The following is a 20,160-nucleotide window of genomic DNA, read 5'->3' on the forward strand; positions in this document are numbered from 1 at the left end:
GGGGTCGGGAAACCGGCCGGTCACCCGGCCCCTCGATCACATCGGCCGCAGATCGAGCACCTTGCGTAGCCGGGCGCGGTCGCGCTCGAGTTTGCGCGCCTCGTAGGCGATGGGGAAGTAGCGGATCCGTTCCGGGAGCAGCGGAACCAGCCGCGCCAGCACCCAGCCCAGGATGCGCAGGTTGCGCTCGTCCTGCGCGGTCCAGGTCAGTCCGAGTTTGCGGCGCGCCGGTTCGGGCGTGGTGCCGACCGTGCAGAAGTACTGCATGCGGCCGATCGGGGAGGCGGCCAGCTTCCACAGCGGCACCAGCGGTGTGGGCAGCGACTTGGGCGGGGCCACGTGGCGGATCGTCTTCAGGTAGTCGCGCGCGGTGTCGGTGGCGACCAAGTGGTTCTCCACGGTGTCGGCGAAGAAGACCTCGAACTCGGCGTAGGTCGGCGGAATCTCCTTGGGCGCCACCGAGAACATGCGCAGCAGTTGCAGCACCTCCTGGTAGTACTGCTCCTTCTCGGCGTACGTGAGCGGGGTGCGGCTGAAGTACTTCGAACCCTCGTTGAAGGCGTAGGTGCCGGTGTGCAGCACCCAGGCCCACGGGCCGGAGGCGAGCGCGGAATGGCGTTTGCCCTGGGCGTCGACGGTGTTGAGCGAGGCGTGCATATGCCGTAGGCGATCGGCCTCGGCGACGGCCTCGTCACCACCGTAGGTCCAGGTCATCACCGCCGCGAGACTGCGCATCGCGCGGCCCATCGGATCGGTGCGGAAGGTGGAGTGCTCGTCGACGACCGCGGAAATCGTCGGTTCCATGGTCTGCAGCAGGAACGCCGACCCGGCGGTGAGGGAGAAGGTGATCAGTCCGACCTGGTCCCACATGCGGGTTCCGGGCTCGATCGGCTTCCGGGGGCCGAGTTCGTGTTCGGTGCGCTCGGCGCGGGCGACGGAGGCGGTCATCCGTGATCTCCTTTGACCACTCGACATGATGAGAGGATTACATATGAATCATCTCACCCTCTTTCGATCTTGGCAACCGCATGCCCTCCGCCGACTCGCCGAGGCAACCAGAAGTGAACACAACCTGAAATCTCGGTGAACTGATGGAAGAATGAGGGTCCTCGCCACACCGAAAGTTCAGGGAGGAGGGATCCAGCCATGATCCACACTCACGCCTACCCCTCGTTTTTGGGGACCTTGCGTACCTACGCCCGCCGGGCGCTGGCCCGCCATACCCTGACCGCCGAGGAACGCCGCAATCTCGCTGCCGCCCAAGCTCATCCGGCCGTCTACAGCGCATCTCTGGGTAGCCACCCGCATCTGTAGCCAGCCCCGGAACGCACCGAAGCCCCAGCCGGATTCGGCTGGGGCTTCGTGAATTCGACTGTGCTGTAACGACTTACACGTCGTAGTAAAGCTCGAACTCGTAGGGGTGCGGACGCAGGTTCACCGGCGCGATCTCGTTGTCACGCTTGAGCTGGATCCAGGTCTCGATGAGGTCGTCGGTGAAGACGTTGCCCTCGGTGAGGTACTCGTGGTCCTGCTCGAGGCGGTCGATGACCGAGGCCAGCGAGGTGGGGGCCTGCGGGATGTTCTTGGCCTCCTCCGGCGGGAGCTCGTAGAGGTCCTTGTCGACCGGGGCCTTGGGCTCGATCTTCTTCTTGATGCCGTCCAGGCCGGCCATCATCATGGCGGCGAAGGCCAGGTACGGGTTACCCGAGGAGTCCGGCGCGCGGAACTCGATGCGCTTGGCCTTCGGGTTGTTGCCGGTGACCGGGATGCGGACCGCGGCGGAGCGGTTGCGCTGCGAGTACACCAGGTTGATCGGGGCCTCGTAGCCCGGCACCAGCCGGTGGTAGGAGTTCACGGTCGGGTTGGTGAACGCCAGCAGCGACGGCGCGTGGTGCAGGATGCCGCCGATGTAGTGACGGGCCAGGTCGGACAGGCCACCGTAGCCGGCCTCGTCGTGGAACAGCGGCTTGCCGTCCTTCCACAGCGACTGGTGCACGTGCATACCCGAGCCGTTGTCACCGAACAGCGGCTTCGGCATGAAGGTGACCGACTTGCCTTCCTGCCACGCGGTGTTCTTCACGATGTACTTGAACAGCTGCAGGTCGTCGGCTGCCGAGAGCAGGGTGCCGAACTTGTAGTTGATCTCGGCCTGACCGGCGGTGCCGACCTCGTGGTGGCCGCGCTCGAGCTCGAAGCCCGCGTTCTGCAGGTTGGTCGAGATCTTGTCGCGCAGGTCCACGTAGTGGTCGTAGGGCGCGACGGGGAAGTAGCCACCCTTGTTGCGAACCTTGTAGCCCAGGTTGCGGGAACCGTCGGGGTTGAACTCCTTGCCGGTGTTCCACGAACCCGAGACGGACTCGATCTCGTAGAACGAGCCGTTCATGCCCGATCCGTAGCGCACACCGTCGAAGATGTAGAACTCGGCCTCGGCACCGAAGAACGCGGTGTCGGCGATACCGGTCGAACGCAGGTACTCCTCCGCCTTGCGCGCGATGTTGCGCGGGTCGCGGGAGTAGGCCTCACGGGTGAACGGGTCGTGCACGAAGAAGTTCAGGTTCAGCGTCTTCGCGGCACGGAACGGGTCGATCCGGGCGGTGGAGAAGTCGGGCAGCAGCAGCATGTCCGACTCGTCGATCGACTGGAAACCGCGCACCGAGGAGCCGTCGAACGCCAGGCCCTCTTCGGCCAGGTCGGAAGTGAACGACTTCGCCGGGATGGAGAAGTGCTGCTGAACGCCAGGAAGGTCCGAGAAGCGTACGTCGACGTACTCGACGTCCTCCTCCTTGATGTACTTGATGACCTCGTCGGCCGTGCTGAACGCCACTTAGTACTCCTTACGGATCGGTTCCCAGCCTGTGCCGATTGCTGGGTTTCAGCGCTGAACGGTATGGATGCGGTGTTTCCCCGCAATCAAGGCTGTGTTTCGCCAGTGTTACACGTGCTGCTGGACGGGTCGGCGGCCTCCCCGGGCAACACCACGCGACGGTTCGTTCACGATGCGGTGCCGGACCAGCACCGTTATCCTGCCACCACGGCATCCGGCGCTCGATTCGAGGACCGCGCATCGTCGCCGATCGATGTGCGCGATCCTGAGAGTTTCCCGCCCGCAACCGCTTTGGGTGGATCACCCCGGCGGGGCATCGTGCTGCCGCCACCGCGGGCCCGCGAAGCCGAGGGAGCGATGCCGCGCGCGGGCGGCGGCGCCCGATCGGCGGTGTCACGCGCGGGTGCGTGCGCGGTCCGGGTGTGACGTAATCCTCACCGCCGTTACGCCTACGCTGGGAGCATGGCGCGAATTACCGGTTCCTGGCTGTCCGGCCCGAATGCGGCCCACCCCGGCGAGCCGCAGCCCGACGACTATCCCGGCAAGCTGCTCGGCCTGCCGCAGGAGGGGGTGGGGTCGCTGGCGCCCATGTCGCGCCGCATCCTCGCGCTGTTCGTCGACTACTTCATCGCCATGGGTATCGCCGCGCTGATCGTGCGCGGCGCCGGCTCGCTCAACACCGTCACCTATCTGATCTGGTTCGTGATCGGCGTGGTGACGGTCATGCTGTTCGGGTTCACGCCCGGGCAGTACTTCCTGGGCATGCGCACCGTGCGGATCGACGCGTCGGCGCCGGTCGGCTTCGTGCGCTCGGTGGCGCGGCAGGTGTTGCTGACCTTCGTGGTGCCCGCGTTGTTCACCGACGGGGATCGACGCGGTATGCACGACCGGGCGACCGGGACGGCGCTCATCCGCGCTCGATAACGGTCGCCCTCGCGCCCGGCCGAGCGGTGTCCGGGCGCAGGCCGTCGAGCAGAAGGTCGAGGAGGCGATCGATCTGCTCGCGGTCGATACCCGCCAGCGTCGCGCCCGCCATCGCCGCCGTCACATCCTCGGGCCGGACGTCGTCGCGCAGCGTGCCGGCCGCGACTCCCGCATCGAGGACGGAACCGATTGCGGCACTGAGTCTTTCGCGCGTCTGTGCCGAGGTCACCGCCCCGGACGCGATCACCTCGCGCAATGCCTCGGCCATGCCGCGCTTGGTCGCCACGAAGTCGGCGTAGCGGCCGAGCCAGATCCGCAGTGCGACCTCCGGGGTGTGATGGCCGAGCAGGTTCGCGGCCTGATCACACAGCTGTTCCAGTTCGCTGCGGTAGACGGCTTCGATGAGCGCTTCCCGTGACGGGAAGTGCCGATACAGCGTGCCGATGCCCACCCCGGCGGATTTCGCGATCGATTCCAGGCTGACGGTGCCCTCTTCGCCGGTGAACGCGGTGAGCGCGGCGTCGAGGAGTAATTGGCGATTGCGCTGGGCGTCGCGGCGTCCACGCGGCTGTCCGGACAAAGTGGAGGGTCCTCCGTTTCTGTACTACCCTGGAAGTAAGCGGAGGATCCTCCGTTTATGTCCAGGGTAACAAGGGAGACCCGAATGACGGTCATGACGCAACCGCGCGACGGCGCACTGGCGGGACGTGCGGTCGGCCGGATCGGCTACGGCGCGATGCAGCTGGAATCCGGCGCGGACGGGGTCGCGGTGCTGCGGCGGGCGGTGGAGCTCGGCGTCGGCCATATCGATACGGCCGGCTTCTACGGCAACGGTGCGGTGAACGCCCTGCTGCGCGAGGCGCTGCATCCGTACCCGGACGATCTGCTGCTGGTCGACAAGGTCGGCGCCGTGCACACGAGCGGCGGGCTCGTGCCCGCGCAGCAGCCCGGGCAACTCCGGGCCGCGGTGGAAGCGGACCTGCGGGCGCTGGACGCGGAGCAGCTGGCGGTGGTCAACCTGCGCCGGGTCGACGCTCCGCCCGGAATCGTGGCGACCGGTGATCAGATCGTGGACCTCGACGACCAGCTGGCCGAACTGGTCTCGTTGCGGGACGAGGGCAAGATCGGGGCGATCGGGCTGAGCAATGTCACCGTCGACCAGCTCCGGCACGCCGCTCCCGCGGGTATCGCGTGCGTGCAGAATCTCTACAACCTGCTGGAGCGTGACGAAGAGCCGCTGTTGGCCGAATGTTGTTCGCGGGGAATCGCTTTCGTGCCGTACTTCCCGCTCGGATCGGGATTTCCGGACCGGCCCAAGGTCGTCGGCGACGACGTGGTGCGCGATATCGCCGGCCGCCTCGGGGCGACGCCGAGTCAGGTGGGTCTGGCATGGCTGCTGGCCCGCGATCCGCACATCCTGCTGATCCCGGGGACCCGCAGCCTCGACCATCTCGAGCAGAATATGGCGGCGCGAGAAGTCGAGCTGGATGCCGCGATGCTCGCCGCGCTCGACAGCCGGGTCTGAGGGCCAAGCTCGGAACATCCGCCCGTCCGACGATGTGGTGATGTCCGATCGTCGGCTCGGAGGTTACGCGGAGCGTTCAGCCCAGTGCGGCGTACAACCGCTGGGCGGCCCGGCGCACCGCGTCGGCCATCGCCGGAGTCTCCTGCCCGATCAGGGTGACCACGCCGACGGCGGCGGGAGGACCGGGCAGTCCGGGCAGTGAGGCGACCACGCCGTGCGCGCCGGGCACCAGTTTTCCCTCGCTCTCGAAGATCCCGCGCTCGTCGCGCCGGGACGCCTCGATCGCCTCACCGAGGGCGCCCTGTCCGCGCGTGGTGCGGGCGCCGACCCGATAGGCGATATGGAAAGTGGTGAACGGCGGTTCGACGACCGCGACGGCGAGCACGTCGTCCCCGTCGGCGACGCAGAAATGCGCCGTGGCCTCCACCTCGCGGGCCAGATCCTCGAGGATCTCGCGGGTGGCCTCGCGCACCGATCCGAGTACGTGCTGGGTCAGCACGAGCGCGCCCGCGGAGACGCTGACCGTGCCGTCCTCGGCGCGGCGCACCAGCCCATGTTCGACCAGCGTGCCGACCAGGCGGTAGATGATCGTGCGGGACAGTCCGAGCTCCTGCGCCAGTTGCGCGGGGGTACGGGCATGGGGGCTGCTGGCGAGCAACTTCAGCACGTCGAGTCCGCGGCTCAGAGTCTGCGAGGTGTCGGGAGCCGGCATGGCGGAAATCCTACGTGGGCGGTACCTCGATCAGCTGACGCTCGGCGGCCTACCGCTCGACGTAGCCGAGACGGGCGCGCCGATGCGGGGCAGCCGACACAGTATCGCCGCCACACCCGTGCGGTGGGTGTGGCGGCGATTCGGTACTTCAGCTGTGCGGCAGCCTCCGCGTGCGGCGGTGCTGCCGGGCGTAGGTCAGCGGCGGCGGATGGTGCGCTGCACACCGCGCATCTTGGCGCCGGCCGGCAGCGGGCCCTTCGGCAGGGCCGGTCCGCCGCGGGTGGCCAGGGCGGTGAGGCGGCCCTCGATGAGGTCCATCCGCTTGGCGTCGATATTGCGGGGGAGTTTGGTGAGGTGACGCTGCAGGCCCTTCAGCGGAACCTGCCCCTCCTCGTTGCCGATCACGATGTCGTAGATCGGGGTGTCACCGACCAGGCGGGCGGTCTTCTTCTTCTCCTGCGCCAGCAGCGACTTCACCCGCTGCGGCGAACCCTCGGCCACCAGGATCACACCGGGCAGGCCGATCACGCGGTGGACGGCGTCGAGCTGGGTGGTGGCGGCGACGGCCTGGGTGGCGCGCCACTTACCCTGCAGGTTGTCCAGCACCCACCAGGCCGCACCCGCTTGCCCCTCGGCCTTGGCGTAGACGTTTTTCTGCACCCGGCGTCCGAAGATGATGAAGGCGACCAGCGCGCCCAGCAGAATGCCGACCGGCAGCAGGAACCACTGCATATCGAAAAGGAAGCCGATGAGGAACAGCACCACGGTGATGCCGACCAGCGCGCCGATCATCAGCGGCAGCAGCAGTTTGTCCTCTTTGCGCACCATCTGGAACGTCTGCCAGAGCTGCTGACGCCGCTCCTTCGACGCCTGCCTGCGCGCCGCCTTCGCCGCGGCCTTCGCTTCCTTCGACGGTGTGCCGCCCTTACCTGCTGCCATACCTCTCAGGATAGTGGTCGGGCGGGACATACCCCGCACGGGCCGGGAACAGGTGCGACGCTCACCTCAGACGGTGGCTTCGCTGCGACTGCGCAGGTCTGCGGCGATCTGGCTCGGCATCGGTTCGTGCCGCACATAGCTGCGGTCGAACTGGGCGGCGCCGCGCGAGAGTGAGCGCAGGTCGATGGCGTAGCGGCTCAATTCCAGTTCCGGCACCTCGGCGCGGATGACGGTGCGTCCGGCGGTGGCCGGTTCGGTGCCCAGCACGCGGCCGCGCCGGCCCGCCAGATCGCCGAGGATGCTGCCGACGAAATCGTCGGCGACGGTCACCCGCACCTCGGCGATCGGTTCGAGCAGATCGATCCGGGCGGCCGCGGCTGCCTCCCGCAGCGCCAGCGCCCCCGCGGTCTGGAACGCCGCATCGGAGGAGTCGACCGAATGCGCCTTACCGTCGAGCAGGGTCACCCGCACATCGACCAGCGGATATCCGGCGGCGACCCCGCGCTCGGCCTGTGCGCGCACGCCCTTCTCCACCGAGCCGATGAACTGGCGTGGCACCGCGCCGCCGACCACCTTGTCGACGAATTCGATCCCGGAGCTCTCCGGCAGCGGTTCCACCTCGATATCGCAGATCGCGTACTGGCCGTGGCCGCCGGACTGCTTCACGTGCCGCCCGTGCCCGGAAGCCTTGCCGCCGAACGTTTCTCGCAATGCCACCCGATACTCGTCGACATCGACCTGCACGCCGAACCGGGACCGCAGCCGTTCCAGCGCGACATCGCGATGGGCCTCGCCCAGGCACCACAGCACCAGCTGATGGGTGCGCGGATTCTGCTCCAGGCGCACCGTCGGATCCTCGGCGACCAGCCGGGACAGGCCCTGCGACAGTTTGTCCTCGTCGGCCTTGCCGTGGGCGCGCACCGCCACCGGCAGCAACGGTTCGGGCAGCGGCCAGGGCTCGATCAGCAGCGGGGAATCCTTGGCCGACACGGTATCTCCGGTCTCGGCGTGCCCCAGTTTGGTGACGTAGGCGATATCGCCGGCGATGGCCTGGCCGATCGGGAACTGTTGTTTACCGAACGGCGCCGTCACCGCGCCGACCCGTTCGTCGACATCGTGCCCGTTGCCGTCGTTGTGCCCGCAGATGTGCACGGTGTCGTCGGCGTGCAGGGTGCCCGAGAACACTCGCACCAGCGACACCCGGCCCACATACGGATCGGAGGCGGTACGGATCACCTCGGCGGCCAGCGGCGCACCAGGATCGCAGGACAGTGCCTGCGGCGCCGCCCCGTTGCTCGGGCAGCGCGCCGCGACCAAGTGTTCGGCGGGCGTGGGAAAGCCGCGGGTGATCAGCTCCAGGATCTCGACCATGCCCAGACCCTCGCGGGTGCCCTCGGGCGGCGGCGCCGCGATGAGAATGGGGTGGAAGCGGTCGTGCGCCACCGCGCGTTCCAGATCCGCGATCAAGGTGGCGAGGTCGATCCGTTCGCCCTCGAGGTAGCGGTCCATCAGGGTTTCGTCTTCGCTCTCGGCGATGATGCCCTCGATGAGCCGGTTGCGCGCGATCTCGATCTGCGCGGTCTGTTCGGCGGTGGCGTCGGTGCGGGTGTGCGCCCCGCTGGAACAATCGAAGACCTGCTCGGTGAGCAGGTCGATCACACCGGTGACCGGACGGTGCCCGTCGGGGCCCTTCGGGCCGTACACCGGCAGTTGCAGCGGCACGATCGCGTCGGAATCGCCGTCGCCGAGCAGATCCGCGCAGGTCTGGGCCATCAGATCGAAATCGGCGCGGGCCGCGTCCAGATGGGTGATCACCAGTGCCCGCGGCATCCCGACGCTCGCGCACTCCTCCCACAGCGCCAGCGTCTGCCCGTCCACACTGTCGGCGCCCGCGGCCGCGGAGACCACGAAAAGGGCCGCATCCGCAGCTCGCAGACCGGCCCGTAGTTCGCCGACGAAATCGGCATATCCTGGCGTATCGATCAGATTGACCTTGATGCCGTTCCAGGCGACCGGCACCACCGACAACTGGACCGAGCGGTGTTGCCGCTGCTCGATATCGTCGTAATCCGACACACAGGTGCCGTCCTCCACGCGGCCGGCTCGGGTGAGCGCCCCGGCCTCCATGGCCAGTGCCTCCACCACCGTGGTCTTGCCGGAGCCGGTGTGCCCGACCAGGACCACATTGCGGATACCGTCCGGCCGGGACGCCTCGATGACTCTGCCGGCGGAACTGTTACGGGCGGCGGTGCTCGCTTTCTCGGCCATGTCTCTTCACTTCCCGGAGTCGACACGTGCGGTTGCTTCGAGCTTCCCACCGGCGCGCGGCTGTGTCACCTGTTCCGGGGATCCGCACCCCATCCGTGGTGAATCCGCACCCCGTACGCGACGAACGACCGGCCGAAGCAGAATTCGGCCGGTCGCTACGAGGTGGCTGGAGTCGGTTCAGCTGCCGAATCGGGCGAGGACGGAGCTCGCCTCCTGGCTCGCCGAGCCCTCCTGGGCCAGATGCGCCATCTCCGGTGCGATCTCCCGCCCGTGATGCGCCATCGCCTGCGCGTACAACCGGCCGGCGCGGTAGGAGGAGCGCACCAGCGGCCCCGCCATCACGCCGGCGAAGCCGAGTTCGGTTGCGACGCGGGAATGTTCGACGAATTCCTCCGGCTTCACCCAGCGGTCCACCGGATGGTGGCGCGGCGAGGGCCGCAGGTACTGGGTGATGGTGAGGATGTCGCAACCGGCCTCGTGCAGGTCACGCATCGCCTGGGTGACCTCTTCGGGGGTCTCGCCCATGCCGAGGATCAGATTCGACTTGGTGACCAGGCCGGCCTCGCGGGCCGCGGTCAGCACCGCCAGCGATCGCTCGTAGCGGAACGCCGGGCGGATCCGCTTGAAGATGCGCGGCACGGTCTCGACGTTGTGCGCCAGCACCTCCGGCCGCGACGAGAACACCTCGGCCAGCTGATCGGGTTCGGCGTTGAAATCGGGGATCAGCAACTCCACGCCGGTGTGCGGGTTGAGTTGCTTGATGGCGCGCACCGTTTCGGCGTACAGCCAGGCGCCGCCGTCTTCGAGGTCGTCGCGCGCGACACCGGTGATCGTCGAGTAACGCAGGCCCATCGCCTGCACGCTCTCGGCCACCCGGCGCGGTTCGTCGCGGTCGAGCGCGGCGGGCTTACCGGTGTCGATCTGGCAGAAATCGCAGCGGCGGGTGCACTGTTCACCGCCGATGAGGAAGGTGGCCTCGCGATCCTCCCAGCATTCGAAGATGTTGGGACAGCCCGCTTCCTCGCAGACCGTGTGCAGCCCTTCGCGTTTGACCAGGCCCTTGAGCTCGGAGTACTCGGGGCCCATGGTGGCGCGGGTGCGGATCCACTTCGGCTTGCGTTCGATCGGGGTCTGCGCGTTGCGGGCCTCGATGCGAAGCAATTTGCGACCGCCTGATTCCCGTACCAGGGAATCGGAGGACGACGTGGCCGGCGCGGCGGTGTGTGCCGGGCCGCTGTTCGATGTCGGGGTATCGACGGAGGTCACTCGAACGACTCTACGCCCGCCGAAATCGGGCCCGGCAGCGTGCGCTGCATCAAGGTCAGATCCATCCAGCCGCCGAACTTGTGACCCACCTCGGGCAGCTGGCCGACGATCCGGAAGCCGAACTTCTCGTGCAGCAGAATCGAGGTCTTGTTGGAGGTTTCGATGGCCGCGATCACGGTGTGCACCCGCCCGGACTCCTCGGCCCGCCCCAGCAGGGCCGTCAGCAGCGCGGTCGCCGCGCCACGGCGCTGGAACCGCTCCGAGACGTACACCGAATTCTCCACGCAGTACCGATAGCCGGATTTGGGCCGCCACTGCGAGTAGCTGGCATATCCCGCCACCTGACCGTCGATGATGGCGACGAGCACCGGATATCCGGCGGCCACCCGGTCACGCCACCACTGCAGGCGATCGTCGAGGTCGACCGGCTGGGTGTCCCAGATGGCGGTCGTCTCGGCCACGGCGTCGTTGTGGATGGCGAGGATGGTGGGGATGTCGCGTTCCTCGGCATCGCGAATGCGCGGTCCACCCGATGGGATGTCGGTCACCGCCTCAAACTATCCGCAACCAGCGGCGGCGGCGAGCCGATCGGGCTCGAACGCGAGCGGTGTCCGTGCAGGTGTGAGCGGTTTCACCCACCGCTCGGCCGTTCTCAGTCGATCACCGACGCCAGCGCCTGCCCGATGGTTTCGTGGCGGAAGGTGTAGCCCGCGTCCTCGAGCACGGTGGGAATCGCGCGCGGGCCGCGCAGGATCGCCTCCTGGGCCAGTTCGCCGACCGCGGCGTGCAAGGCCACGGCGGGCACGATGAACGGCGCCGGACGACGCAGCGCCCGCGCCAGCGCGCGGTTGAATTCGGCATTGGTCACCGGCGCCGGGCCGACCAGGTTGACCGGTCCGCGCACCGACGAATTCGTCAGGACGAACGAGATGCCGGCGACCTCGTCATCGAGTGAGATCCACGGCTGATACTGGCGACCACTGCCCAGGCGCCCGCCCAGGCCGATCGAATACAGCGGCCGCAACAGGGCCAGCATGCCGCCGTGGCGCGACAGCACCACCGCACTGCGCACCTGCACCACCCGCACCCCGGCGTCGACCGCGGGCTGGGTGGCGGCCTCCCAGTCCCGGCACAGCGTCGCCAGGAAACCCGTTCCGGCGGAATCGGATTCGGTGATGACCCGGTCGCCGGTGTCGCCGCCGTAGAAATGGACGCCGCTGGCGTTCACCAGCGTCGGCACGCCGGCGGCGGCGACCGCGGTGGCCAGCACATCGGTCGGGCCGATGCGGCTGTCGCGCAATTGCTGTTTGTAACTGCCGTTCCAGCGCCGCGCGCCGAGTCCGGCGCCGCACAGGTTGACCACGGCATCAGCCGCGCGCAGGGCCGGTGCGGGCACCTGCGCCCGCACCGGATCCCAGCTGAACTCGTCCTCGGCCGCGGCGGGACGGCGCACCAGGCGGGCCACCTCGTGCCCGTCCCGGCGCAGCGCGGCGACCAGCGCCGTCCCGACGAGTCCGGACGAACCGGCGATCACAACTTTCATGTCGTCACCGAATCGTCGTGTCGCGCAGCGTTTTACAGACCGAGATCGGCCTCGAACGCAGCCTCCTCCAGCCGGTGCCTGATGGTGGTCAGGAAGCGGCCGGCGTCGGCGCCGTCGATGAGGCGGTGATCGTATGTCAGCGGCAGGTAGCACATCGAGCGGATGCCGATGAACTCGCTGCCGTTGTCGGAGATCACGATCGGGCGCTTGACGATCGCACCCGTGCCCAGCATCGCCGCCTGCGGCGGAACCAGGATCGGGGTGTCGAACAGGGCGCCCTGGCTGCCGATGTTGGTGATCGTGAACGTGCCACCGGCCAGCTCGTCCGGCTTGAGGCCGCCGGTGCGGGCGCGGTTGGCGATATCGGCGATGGCGCGGGCCAGTCCGGCCAGCGACAGGTCGCTGGCGTTGTGGATGATCGGCGACAGCAGACCCTGCTCGGTGTCGACCGCGATGCCCAGGTGCACCGAGGAGTGGTAGGTGATCTCCTTGGTGTCCTCGTTGTAGGAGGCGTTGACGTTGGGGTGCACGCCCAGCGCCTCCACGGCGGCCTTCGCGAAGAACGGCAGGAACGTCAGGTTGACGCCCTCGCGGTCGGCGAATGCGCTCTTGGCCTTGGCTCGCAGCGCCGCGATCTTGGTGACGTCGACCTCGTGGGTCTGGGTCAGCTGCGCGGTGGTCTGCAGCGATTCGCGGGTCTTGGTGGCGGTGATCTGCCGGATGCGGTTGGCCTTCTGGACCGTGCCGCGCAGTGCCTGCAGCTGTGGACGGGCGCCGGCGGGAGCCGACGGCGCGGCGGGGGCAGCGGCAGCGGCCGGAGCGGCGGCGGGCTGCGGAGCGGCCGGGGCCTTGTTGGCCTCCGCCGCCGCCAGTACGTCCTGCTTGCGGATGCGGCCGCCGACGCCGGAACCCTTCAGCGTCGACAGATCGACGTTGTTCTCCTGGGCCAGCTTGCGGACCAGCGGGGTGACGTAGGGGGAATCGCCGTTGCCGGATGTGGCGGCGGGTGCGGGCTGCGCCGGGGCTTGCTGGGCCGGGACCTGCTGCGCGGGCGCTTCCTGCTTGGCCGGCGCCTGCTGAGGAGCCTGCTGCTGCGGAGCCTGCTGGGCGGGGGCTTGCTGCGCGGGCGCTTCCTGGGCGGGGGCCTGCTGCTGCGCGGGCGCCGGAGCCGGAGCGGGCGCGGACTGCGAGGCGGCGGGCGAGCCGCTGCCGATCACGCCGAGCTGACCGCCGACCGACACCACGTCGTCCTCGTTCGCGCTGATCTCCAGCAGCGTGCCGGCCACCGGCGACGGGATTTCGGTGTCGACCTTGTCGGTGGAGACCTCGAGCAGCGGCTCGTCGACCTCGACCTGGTCACCGACCTGCTTGAGCCAGCGGGTGACGGTGCCCTCGGTGACGGATTCACCCAGTTCCGGCATCTTCACCGGAGTGCCGTCGGCGGCACCGCCGGACTGCGCGGCGGGCGCGGGCTGCTGCGCGGGAGCCTCCTGCGCGGGGGCCTGCTGGGCGGGCGCTTCCTGCGCGGGCGCGGATTCGGCCGGTGCCTGCTGGGCCGGTGCCTCCTGTGCCGGGGCGGACGCGGACGCCTCGCCGGCGTCGCCGATCACGCCCAGTTCGCCGCCGACCTCGATGACGTCGTCTTCCTGGGCCACGATCTTGGTGAGCACACCCGCTGCGGGGGACGGGATTTCGGTGTCGACCTTGTCGGTGGACACTTCGAGCAGGGGCTCGTCGACCTCGACCGTGTCTCCTTCCTGCTTCAGCCACCTGGTCACAGTGCCCTCGGTGACGCTCTCACCAAGAGCTGGCATCTGGACGGAGAAGGCCATGTCCGTTGACTCCTCTAACTGCTCGACGGGTTCACAACAGTTCGTCTCTCGGCGGGGCGCGCCGCGGGTCGCGGCGAGTACCCGACTGCCACCGAACATTCCTGTGGCACCGGAGATCCGTGCGGTTCTTGTTCCGGTTCTCCATCCTTGCACTCGCCGTTGCGATACGTACCACAGGGCGGGCGGTCGGCGGGCCCGTGGCGACATCACAGCATCCGCGCCGCTGCGGAGAGCTGGTCCGATGTCGATCGTCCGGCTCGGCGTGTCTGGTTCGACACCCCGCGGGTAGCCGCGGGGTTCGGACACGGTGTCCTCCAGGGAGCTGGGCGTGCGCCCGAAATGCCCGACAGCTGGCACTATCGATAGATCGGGAGCGCACGCACCCGACATTCGACCAGGAGGTAGGCGGCCGTGGGGTTGCTCGATCGTTTCCGCGGCGGCCGCGCGGGCAGAGGCGCCGACGCCTCCGATATTCGTTATCTGGCCGACTGGGTGCGCACCCATGTGGGTGTCGAGGCGTATATCGAACCCAAGACGACAGTGACCGATGTCACAGCGATTCTTATCGCCGCCGATGGGGAATGGACGCGCCGGGTCGTGGGCGAGCGCGGCGCGCGCCAATTGTCGAGCCGCCTCGGGGTTCCCGTCTACGACGTCGGCCGCACCGGCTACCCACAGCGCATGCGCGACTACGACGCCCGCAAACGCATCGAGCGCAAGCGCGCACTGGAGGCCGATCTCCGGGATCTGCCCGCGGAGTAGGTCCCGGTCGGCCACTATGAGCGCCGCCGACCGGGATCCCGAATGCTGTTGTGCCGCCTACTCTCCCGCGATATCGGTCAGCACCGCGACCAGCGTGCGCACGGGAACACCGGTGCCGCCCTTGCCGATGTAGCCGAACGGTCCGCCGGTGTTGTAGGCCGGGCCCGCCACATCCAGATGCGCCCACTGCACACCCTCGGGCACGAATTCCTTGAGATAGGTCCCGGCGACCAGCATGCCGCCCCAGCGGTGCGGGGATACGTTGGCCATATCGGCGACCTTCGAGTTCAGGTCGGCGCGCAATTCGGCGGGCAGCGGCATCGGCCAGCCGTTCTCGCCGACCTCCTGCGACAGCCGCGCCACCCGGTCGCGGAATTCCTCGGTGCCCATCACGCCCGGGGTGCGGGTGCCGAGGGCGACCATCTGCGCGCCGGTCAGTGTCGCGACGTCGATCAGGTAGTCCGGGTTGTCCTCGCCCGCGCGCACGATCGCGTCGGCCAGGATCAGCCGGCCCTCGGCGTCGGTGTTGATGACCTCGATCGTGGTGCCGCCGTACTGGGTGAGCACATCACCGGGACGCTGGGCGGTTGCCGAGGGCATGTTCTCGGCCATCGGCACCGTCGCGGTGACCGTGATCGGCAGTCCGAGTCGCGCCGCCACCAGGGTGGTCGCGATGACCGCCGCGGCGCCGCCCATATCGGAGGTCATATTCTCCATATTGGCCGCCGGCTTGATGGAGATGCCGCCGGTGTCGAAGGTGATGCCCTTGCCGATCAGCGCGACCTTCGTATCGCCGCCGGAATAGGTGATGCGGATCAGTCGCGGCGGGCGCGAGGAGCCCTTGCCGACGCCGACGATGCCGCCGTAACCGCCCGCCTCCAGCTGCTTCTCGTCGAGGATTTCCACGTCGAGTCCGGCCGCCCGCGCCAATTCGGCTGCGCGGTCGGCGAATTCGGCCGGGAACAGGGCGTTCGGGGGAGTGTTGACGAAATCGCGCGCGGTCGCCACCGCTTCGGCGACGGCCTGGGCGCGGAACAGTTCGTCCTCGCCGGAATCGGCTGTGGGAACGAGGAATTCGACGCGCTGCAGCGGCTGTTCGCCCGGCTTGGGCGCCGACTTGTCGGACTTGAACGTGGTGAAGGTGTAGGCGCCCAGGTAGAAGCCCTCGGCGGCGGCGCCCAGATCCAGTCCGGACAGCGTCGTGACGGCCGTGGCGGTGCCGGCGAGCGAGCGAGCGGCCACACCGGCGGACTTGCGGATCTGCTCGGCGTCCAGCGCGTCACGCCCGCCGAGTCCGACCGCCAGCACGCTGGTCGCGCCGAGCCCGTCCGGCGCCGGGATCCGCGTGAGTTCCTCGGCCTTACCCTTCGCGCCGACGGCCAGCAGCGATGCCAGCAACTGCTCCTGGGTGCCGGCATCGAGCACCGCGTCGAATACGTCGGCCGCGGCGATCACGGGCCCGTCGTCGGTGGACAGAAGTCCCACCACGAGAACATCGGTATCGGGGCCGATGCTCTCGGTACGTGCCAGTTCCGGGCCGAGTGAACGATCTGCAACAGCTGTCATGCGCCCAGGTTACTGGGTGGGATTCGGGGCCACCGGTGGGAGCGACGCGGCCGGAGGCGGCAGCCTGCGTGACCACGGAGGCCGCCGCGTACACCGTCATCGGGCATAGCTGGGGGCCACGCGGCGGGAGGTGGCAGCGTATGTGACCACGGAAGCCGCTGCGCACACCGGTCAGCGACGCAGGGGAACGGCCTGGCCGGAGGAGGCAGTGTCCGACCCGGAGGCTCGCTCGCGCAGACCGCAATCGGACACGGCTGGGAGCTCTGCGGCGGGAATTCGCTGGTGCCCTCACCCCGTGGCATGCCATCGTGGTGGTGAATGACTATGAACGATCGAGAACTTGTGCGCTTGTCGAAGCGCCTGTCGAAGTGGTTGCGCCACGATCCGCAGGGGATCGGCCTGGAACCGGATGCGGCCGGTTGGGTGCCGGTGGATGCGCTGCTGCGGCAGGCGAATGCGGCCGGAACGACGCTCACCCGCGACGCGCTGGACGCGGTGGTCGCGCGGAACAACAAGCAGCGCTACGAATTCGACGAGACCGGGACCTCGATCCGCGCCCGGCAGGGGCATTCCATCCCCGTCGAGCTCGGTTACACCGCGATGGAACCGCCGTCGATCCTGTTCCACGGCACGGCCGAGCACCTGGTCGAGGCGATCATGGCCGAGGGGCTGCGCCCGATGCGACGGCATGCGGTCCATCTGTCGGCGGATGTGGAAACCGCACGCGCGGTGGGCGCTCGGCACGGTCTCCCGGTGATCATCGACGTCGCGGCCGAGCGGATGTTTCGCGACGGACAGTCGTTCTACCGCACCGGCAACGGCGTCTGGTTGGTCGATGCGGTCCTGCCGATATATCTCGCGATCAGAGATTCCGCAGGCTGAGCTGGGCACCGCTGCAGACTGCTTCGAGTCCGGTGCGCGACTGCCCGCGTGTAGGTTCCGCTCACTCCTCGTCGGTCTGCGCCGACAGCGGTACGCCGGTGTGGAAGAACCGGATCAGCCGCCCGATCCGCACGCAGTGCGCGGCGCAGCGTTCGAAATGGTGTGCCAGCAGCGCTGTTTCGACCGCCATCGCATTGCCGTGCTGCCAGCCGTCGTCGGCGACCGCGCGCAGCAGTTGCTGCTGGAGCTGTTCGATCGCCGGATCCGGCGGAATCAGGGTGGTGTCCGGTTCCACCTGCTGGGCCGAGATCACCGCGATGGCCACGGCGGTGAGGTCGACCAGTGCCGCGGCCATCGCCGAGAGTTGATGCGTGATGTCTTCGGGCGCCACGGGTTCCGGGAATTTCCGCACCACGCCGTCGGCCACCCGGCTGAGCCCGCCCGCGATGCCGGACAGATCCTCCGCGATCTGGATGGCGGTCACCACATTGCGCAGATCCCGCGCGACGGGCGCCTCGAGAGCGAGCAGGATCACCGAACGGTCCTCGCATTTGGCGTGCTCGGCCTGGATTCTCTCCTCCAGCGCGAACACCTCGTAGGCAGCGGTCAGATCGGCGTTCTCGATCGCCACCGCGGCGCGTTCGGCCGCCTCGTGTGCCAACCGAGCCATATGAACGAGCTCGTCGGAGAGCGCCGCGAGTTCGGAGGAGAATTTCGTTCGCACTCTGGTATCTTCGCCGCCCGCCGGGCCGAACGTGCAATATCGCAGGAAAAGTCATCGAATATCCGCCTCGCGGGCCGGTGTCGTGCAGTGCCGCAGCGGGTGTCGATCATTAAGGTGTAGCGCACCGTGCCGACGGTTGTGTGAATGGAGGGTCTCGGGCTGGTGGAGTTACGAAGCGAGACAACATCCGGGCAGCGCACGGGATCGGTCGAGGTGGGTTCGCTCGGTGCGGCGCAGCCGGCAAACGCGGCGGCCGACGAGGACGGATTCGACTGGCTGGGGCGCACCCGGGCCGGCCGTGTGCTGCGGTTGGAACGGCCGCAACGGATCTGGGAGGCCGAGCGCACGCCGGGGCGCTCGCGCCCGTACGTGGTGGCGACGTTCAATTTGAAGGGCGGGGTGGGTAAGACCACCACCACGGCCGCGCTGGCCGAAATCCTGTCCGCCGAATTCGACAAACGGGTCCTGCTGATCGATCTGGATCCCCAGGCCAATCTCACCGCGATGATGGTCGGCGAAAACCGGGCGATGGAACTGGATTCCGGTGACGGCACGCTGGCCGCGGTCTTCGCCGCCGCTCTGGCCGGGCGCCCCGCTCCCGATGTGCGCGCTCTGATCCAGCACGAGGTGTCGCCCATGCATGCGGTCACCACCGTCGATCTGCTGCCCGCCTCGCCGAAACTGATTGCGCTGCAGGACGAGATGCCCGCGCTGCGGCAGGGCGAACCCACCACGGTGCTGGCCCGGGCGCTGTCGGGCGTACTCGAGGACTACGACTACGTCCTCGTCGACTGCCCGCCGAATCTCGGCCCGATCACCCAGAACGGCCTGCGGCTGTCCGACGGTTACCTGATCCCCACCATACCGGACATCATGTCCACCTATGGAATTCCGCCGGTGCAGGCGCATCTGCGCCACCTCGCCGCACGCTGGGGCGATCCGCTGGAGGAGTTGGGCGTCGTGGTCACCAAGTATCGCCGTTCGTCCGCGGTCCACCGCACCACCCTGGAGATCTTGCAGGCCAATCGCACTCTGCCGCGGTTGTTCCCGACCCGCATCCCCGACTCCAATCAGATCGCCGCCGCGGCCGCGTTCACCGATTTCGGAAGTCTGCGAAGGAAATACGGGACGGGCGGGCAGTTCCTCGCATTGCGTGAACTGACGGCGGATTTCCTCGCGACGACGCGGATAACCCTCGCGTGGGGACGGTGAGGACTGCGGATACGAGCAACGACACGACTGCCTCCGTCAATCATGTATTGACGATTACTGGATCGTCAACTTTAGGTTGACGAATGACATAACCCGACCTACCGTTGCCGCATGTCCTCCACCGAACCCTCCGCACCGGCGATCACGCCCGCCCAGCGCAGGTCGACCGGCGAATCCTTCGGCATCGATCCGGCCCGGTACGACCGCACCCGCCCGCCTTATCCGCAAACGATGATCGACCGCATCGTCGCGTCGAGCCCGGGCCCGAATTACCTGAACGCCGGCTGCGGCACCGGCATCGAAGCGCGGCAGTTCCGTGCCGCGGGCTGCACCGTGCTGGGTGTCGAACCCGACGCGCGGATGGCCGAATTCGCGCGTCGCGACGGACTGCAGGTGGAGGTGGCCCGGCTGGAGGAGTGGGATCCGGCCGGGCGCGTCTTCGACGCGGTGGTGTCCGGTACCGCGTGGCATTGGATCGATCCGGTCGAGGGTGCGCGCAAGGCGGCACAAGCGTTGCGCCCGTCCGGGCTGCTGGTGTTGTTCTGGCACGTCTTCGAACTGCCGCCCGCCGTGGCCGAGGCCTTCGCCGAGGTCTATCGCAGGCTGCTCCCGGATTCGCCCTTCCGTCCGCCGGCCCGTCCCGGCCGGGCGGTGGACCCCTACGAGCCGATACTCGTCAACTCCGCCAACGGAATTCGCGAGGCCGGCGGATTCGGCGACGTGCAGCGGTGGCGCTTCGACTGGGAACACTGCTACACCCGTGACGAGTGGCTGGATCAGATGCCCACTCAGGGCACGCTGACGCGGGCTCCGGCCGAGGTGGTGGATCAGGTGCTCGCGGGCGTCGGCGAGGCGATCGACGCGATGGGTGGCAGCTTCACGATGCCGTACGCCACCATGGTCCTCACCACCGCTCGGCTGTGAGCTGACTCACATCTCCGGTTCGGTGGAACCGCGTCGACTCGGGAGCGTCCAAACCCATGACGGACAACATCTTTCGAGACAAGGATTCGGCATGACACGCACTACGGCCGCACTTCTCGCCTGCGCCGCGATCGCGGGCTTCGGCCTGACGGCCGGCCAGGCGGCGGCGGCTCCGCTCGCTCCGGCACAGCGTCAGGCTCTCGACCCGTCGGCCGCTCAGAACGGCTGCCCACCGCCGCCGACCGGCCCGGACGGTC

At 68.4% G+C, this 20,160-nt stretch carries 19 protein-coding genes; 7 read left to right on the forward strand and 12 right to left on the reverse strand.

Annotated features, from left to right (window positions below; all coding sequences use genetic code 11):
- Positions 1-36: 36 nt before the first annotated feature.
- The gene (locus AC5592_RS11805; RefSeq protein ID WP_051024479.1) at positions 37-948 is read right to left on the reverse strand and encodes an oxygenase MpaB family protein; all 912 of its coding nucleotides are present in this window, start codon (positions 946-948) and stop codon (positions 37-39) included.
- Positions 949-1,146: 198 nt separating this feature from the next.
- Here AC5592_RS11805 and AC5592_RS11810 point away from each other — a divergent pair, with 198 nt between their 5' ends.
- Complete coding sequence (locus AC5592_RS11810; RefSeq protein ID WP_157121759.1) at positions 1,147-1,314, forward strand: hypothetical protein; 168 nt, start codon at positions 1,147-1,149, stop codon at positions 1,312-1,314.
- 73 nt (positions 1,315-1,387) lie between these two features.
- Here AC5592_RS11810 and glnA read toward each other — a convergent pair whose 3' ends face one another.
- On the reverse strand, positions 1,388-2,824 hold the full coding sequence (glnA, locus tag AC5592_RS11815; RefSeq protein ID WP_036500008.1) for a type I glutamate--ammonia ligase: 1,437 nt from the start codon (positions 2,822-2,824) through the stop codon (positions 1,388-1,390).
- Between the two features lie 462 nt (positions 2,825-3,286).
- Between glnA and AC5592_RS11820 the strand changes: the two genes are divergently transcribed.
- Complete coding sequence (locus AC5592_RS11820) at positions 3,287-3,748, forward strand: RDD family protein (RefSeq protein ID WP_063064163.1); 462 nt, start codon at positions 3,287-3,289, stop codon at positions 3,746-3,748.
- On the opposite strand, the gene AC5592_RS11825 is transcribed toward AC5592_RS11820, so the two are convergent.
- Positions 3,732-4,328, reverse strand: a complete 597-nt coding sequence (locus tag AC5592_RS11825) for a TetR/AcrR family transcriptional regulator (RefSeq protein ID WP_036500012.1) — start codon at positions 4,326-4,328, stop codon at positions 3,732-3,734. The genes AC5592_RS11820 and AC5592_RS11825 overlap by 17 nt on opposite strands.
- Before the next feature lie 84 nt (positions 4,329-4,412).
- On the opposite strand from AC5592_RS11825, the gene AC5592_RS11830 reads away from it, so the two are divergent.
- On the forward strand, positions 4,413-5,273 hold the full coding sequence (locus AC5592_RS11830; RefSeq protein ID WP_084506553.1) for an aldo/keto reductase: 861 nt from the start codon (positions 4,413-4,415) through the stop codon (positions 5,271-5,273).
- Between the two features lie 76 nt (positions 5,274-5,349).
- Here the strand turns inward: AC5592_RS11830 and AC5592_RS11835 are convergent, their stop codons facing one another.
- The 7 genes from AC5592_RS11835 to sucB all read right to left on the reverse strand — a co-directional run bounded on the left by AC5592_RS11835 (position 5,350) and on the right by sucB (position 13,833).
- Positions 5,350-5,985, reverse strand: a complete 636-nt coding sequence (locus AC5592_RS11835; RefSeq protein ID WP_063064164.1) for an IclR family transcriptional regulator — start codon at positions 5,983-5,985, stop codon at positions 5,350-5,352.
- A gap of 195 nt (positions 5,986-6,180) precedes the next feature.
- Positions 6,181-6,924, reverse strand: coding sequence for a DUF4191 domain-containing protein (locus tag AC5592_RS11840; RefSeq protein ID WP_036500017.1), 744 nt, complete (start codon positions 6,922-6,924; stop codon positions 6,181-6,183).
- A 66-nt stretch (positions 6,925-6,990) separates the two neighbouring features.
- Positions 6,991-9,192: an elongation factor G-like protein EF-G2 gene (locus AC5592_RS11845; RefSeq protein ID WP_063064165.1), complete on the reverse strand. Its 2,202-nt coding sequence runs from the start codon at positions 9,190-9,192 to the stop codon at positions 6,991-6,993.
- A gap of 177 nt (positions 9,193-9,369) precedes the next feature.
- Positions 9,370-10,380: a lipoyl synthase gene (lipA, locus tag AC5592_RS11850; protein ID WP_036500035.1), complete on the reverse strand. Its 1,011-nt coding sequence runs from the start codon at positions 10,378-10,380 to the stop codon at positions 9,370-9,372.
- A gap of 74 nt (positions 10,381-10,454) precedes the next feature.
- Positions 10,455-11,006, reverse strand: a complete 552-nt coding sequence (locus AC5592_RS11855; RefSeq protein ID WP_269750177.1) for a GNAT family N-acetyltransferase — start codon at positions 11,004-11,006, stop codon at positions 10,455-10,457.
- A gap of 104 nt (positions 11,007-11,110) precedes the next feature.
- The gene (locus AC5592_RS11860) at positions 11,111-12,001 is read right to left on the reverse strand and encodes a TIGR01777 family oxidoreductase (protein ID WP_036500022.1); all 891 of its coding nucleotides are present in this window, start codon (positions 11,999-12,001) and stop codon (positions 11,111-11,113) included.
- A gap of 32 nt (positions 12,002-12,033) precedes the next feature.
- On the reverse strand, positions 12,034-13,833 hold the full coding sequence (gene sucB, locus AC5592_RS11865) for a 2-oxoglutarate dehydrogenase, E2 component, dihydrolipoamide succinyltransferase (protein WP_063064166.1): 1,800 nt from the start codon (positions 13,831-13,833) through the stop codon (positions 12,034-12,036).
- Between the two features lie 411 nt (positions 13,834-14,244).
- Between sucB and AC5592_RS11870 the strand changes: the two genes are divergently transcribed.
- The gene (locus AC5592_RS11870) at positions 14,245-14,595 is read left to right on the forward strand and encodes a hypothetical protein (protein ID WP_063064167.1); all 351 of its coding nucleotides are present in this window, start codon (positions 14,245-14,247) and stop codon (positions 14,593-14,595) included.
- A gap of 57 nt (positions 14,596-14,652) precedes the next feature.
- Here AC5592_RS11870 and AC5592_RS11875 read toward each other — a convergent pair whose 3' ends face one another.
- Positions 14,653-16,161 carry a leucyl aminopeptidase gene (locus AC5592_RS11875; RefSeq protein WP_063064168.1) on the reverse strand — a complete coding sequence of 503 codons (1,509 nt, stop codon included), beginning with the start codon at positions 16,159-16,161 and terminating at the stop codon, positions 14,653-14,655.
- Between the two features lie 324 nt (positions 16,162-16,485).
- Between AC5592_RS11875 and AC5592_RS11880 the strand changes: the two genes are divergently transcribed.
- Positions 16,486-17,043: an RNA 2'-phosphotransferase gene (locus AC5592_RS11880; protein ID WP_036500051.1), complete on the forward strand. Its 558-nt coding sequence runs from the start codon at positions 16,486-16,488 to the stop codon at positions 17,041-17,043.
- 61 nt (positions 17,044-17,104) lie between these two features.
- On the opposite strand, the gene AC5592_RS11885 is transcribed toward AC5592_RS11880, so the two are convergent.
- Positions 17,105-17,767, reverse strand: coding sequence for a phosphate signaling complex PhoU family protein (locus AC5592_RS11885; RefSeq protein WP_063064169.1), 663 nt, complete (start codon positions 17,765-17,767; stop codon positions 17,105-17,107).
- A 144-nt stretch (positions 17,768-17,911) separates the two neighbouring features.
- On the opposite strand from AC5592_RS11885, the gene AC5592_RS11890 reads away from it, so the two are divergent.
- The gene (locus AC5592_RS11890) at positions 17,912-18,979 is read left to right on the forward strand and encodes a ParA family protein (protein WP_083870688.1); all 1,068 of its coding nucleotides are present in this window, start codon (positions 17,912-17,914) and stop codon (positions 18,977-18,979) included.
- Between the two features lie 111 nt (positions 18,980-19,090).
- Positions 19,091-19,903 carry a class I SAM-dependent methyltransferase gene (locus AC5592_RS11895; RefSeq protein WP_063064170.1) on the forward strand — a complete coding sequence of 271 codons (813 nt, stop codon included), beginning with the start codon at positions 19,091-19,093 and terminating at the stop codon, positions 19,901-19,903.
- Positions 19,904-20,160: the final 257 nt, after the last annotated feature.

The organism is Nocardia violaceofusca NBRC 14427 (genome assembly GCF_963869435.1).
In the GTDB taxonomy this organism is placed as follows: Bacteria; Actinomycetota; Actinomycetes; order Mycobacteriales; family Mycobacteriaceae; genus Nocardia; species Nocardia aobensis.

Excerpts from the sequence above, each read along its gene's own strand:
- AC5592_RS11835 (WP_063064164.1), bottom strand. The coding sequence starts at position 5,985 with ATGCCGGCTCCCGACACCTCGCAGACTCTGAGCCGCGGACTCGACGTG.
- AC5592_RS11890 (WP_083870688.1), top strand. The coding sequence starts at position 17,912 with ATGGAGGGTCTCGGGCTGGTGGAGTTACGAAGCGAGACAACATCCGGG.
- AC5592_RS11830 (WP_084506553.1), top strand. The coding sequence starts at position 4,413 with ATGACGGTCATGACGCAACCGCGCGACGGCGCACTGGCGGGACGTGCG.
- AC5592_RS11875 (WP_063064168.1), bottom strand. The coding sequence starts at position 16,161 with ATGACAGCTGTTGCAGATCGTTCACTCGGCCCGGAACTGGCACGTACC.
- AC5592_RS11845 (WP_063064165.1), bottom strand. The coding sequence starts at position 9,192 with ATGGCCGAGAAAGCGAGCACCGCCGCCCGTAACAGTTCCGCCGGCAGA.
- AC5592_RS11840 (WP_036500017.1), bottom strand. The coding sequence starts at position 6,924 with ATGGCAGCAGGTAAGGGCGGCACACCGTCGAAGGAAGCGAAGGCCGCG.
- AC5592_RS11895 (WP_063064170.1), top strand. The coding sequence starts at position 19,091 with ATGTCCTCCACCGAACCCTCCGCACCGGCGATCACGCCCGCCCAGCGC.
- sucB (WP_063064166.1), bottom strand. The coding sequence starts at position 13,833 with ATGGCCTTCTCCGTCCAGATGCCAGCTCTTGGTGAGAGCGTCACCGAG.
- AC5592_RS11820 (WP_063064163.1), top strand. The coding sequence starts at position 3,287 with ATGGCGCGAATTACCGGTTCCTGGCTGTCCGGCCCGAATGCGGCCCAC.
- AC5592_RS11880 (WP_036500051.1), top strand. The coding sequence starts at position 16,486 with ATGAACGATCGAGAACTTGTGCGCTTGTCGAAGCGCCTGTCGAAGTGG.
- AC5592_RS11810 (WP_157121759.1), top strand. The coding sequence starts at position 1,147 with ATGATCCACACTCACGCCTACCCCTCGTTTTTGGGGACCTTGCGTACC.
- AC5592_RS11805 (WP_051024479.1), bottom strand. The coding sequence starts at position 948 with ATGACCGCCTCCGTCGCCCGCGCCGAGCGCACCGAACACGAACTCGGC.
- AC5592_RS11860 (WP_036500022.1), bottom strand. The coding sequence starts at position 12,001 with ATGAAAGTTGTGATCGCCGGTTCGTCCGGACTCGTCGGGACGGCGCTG.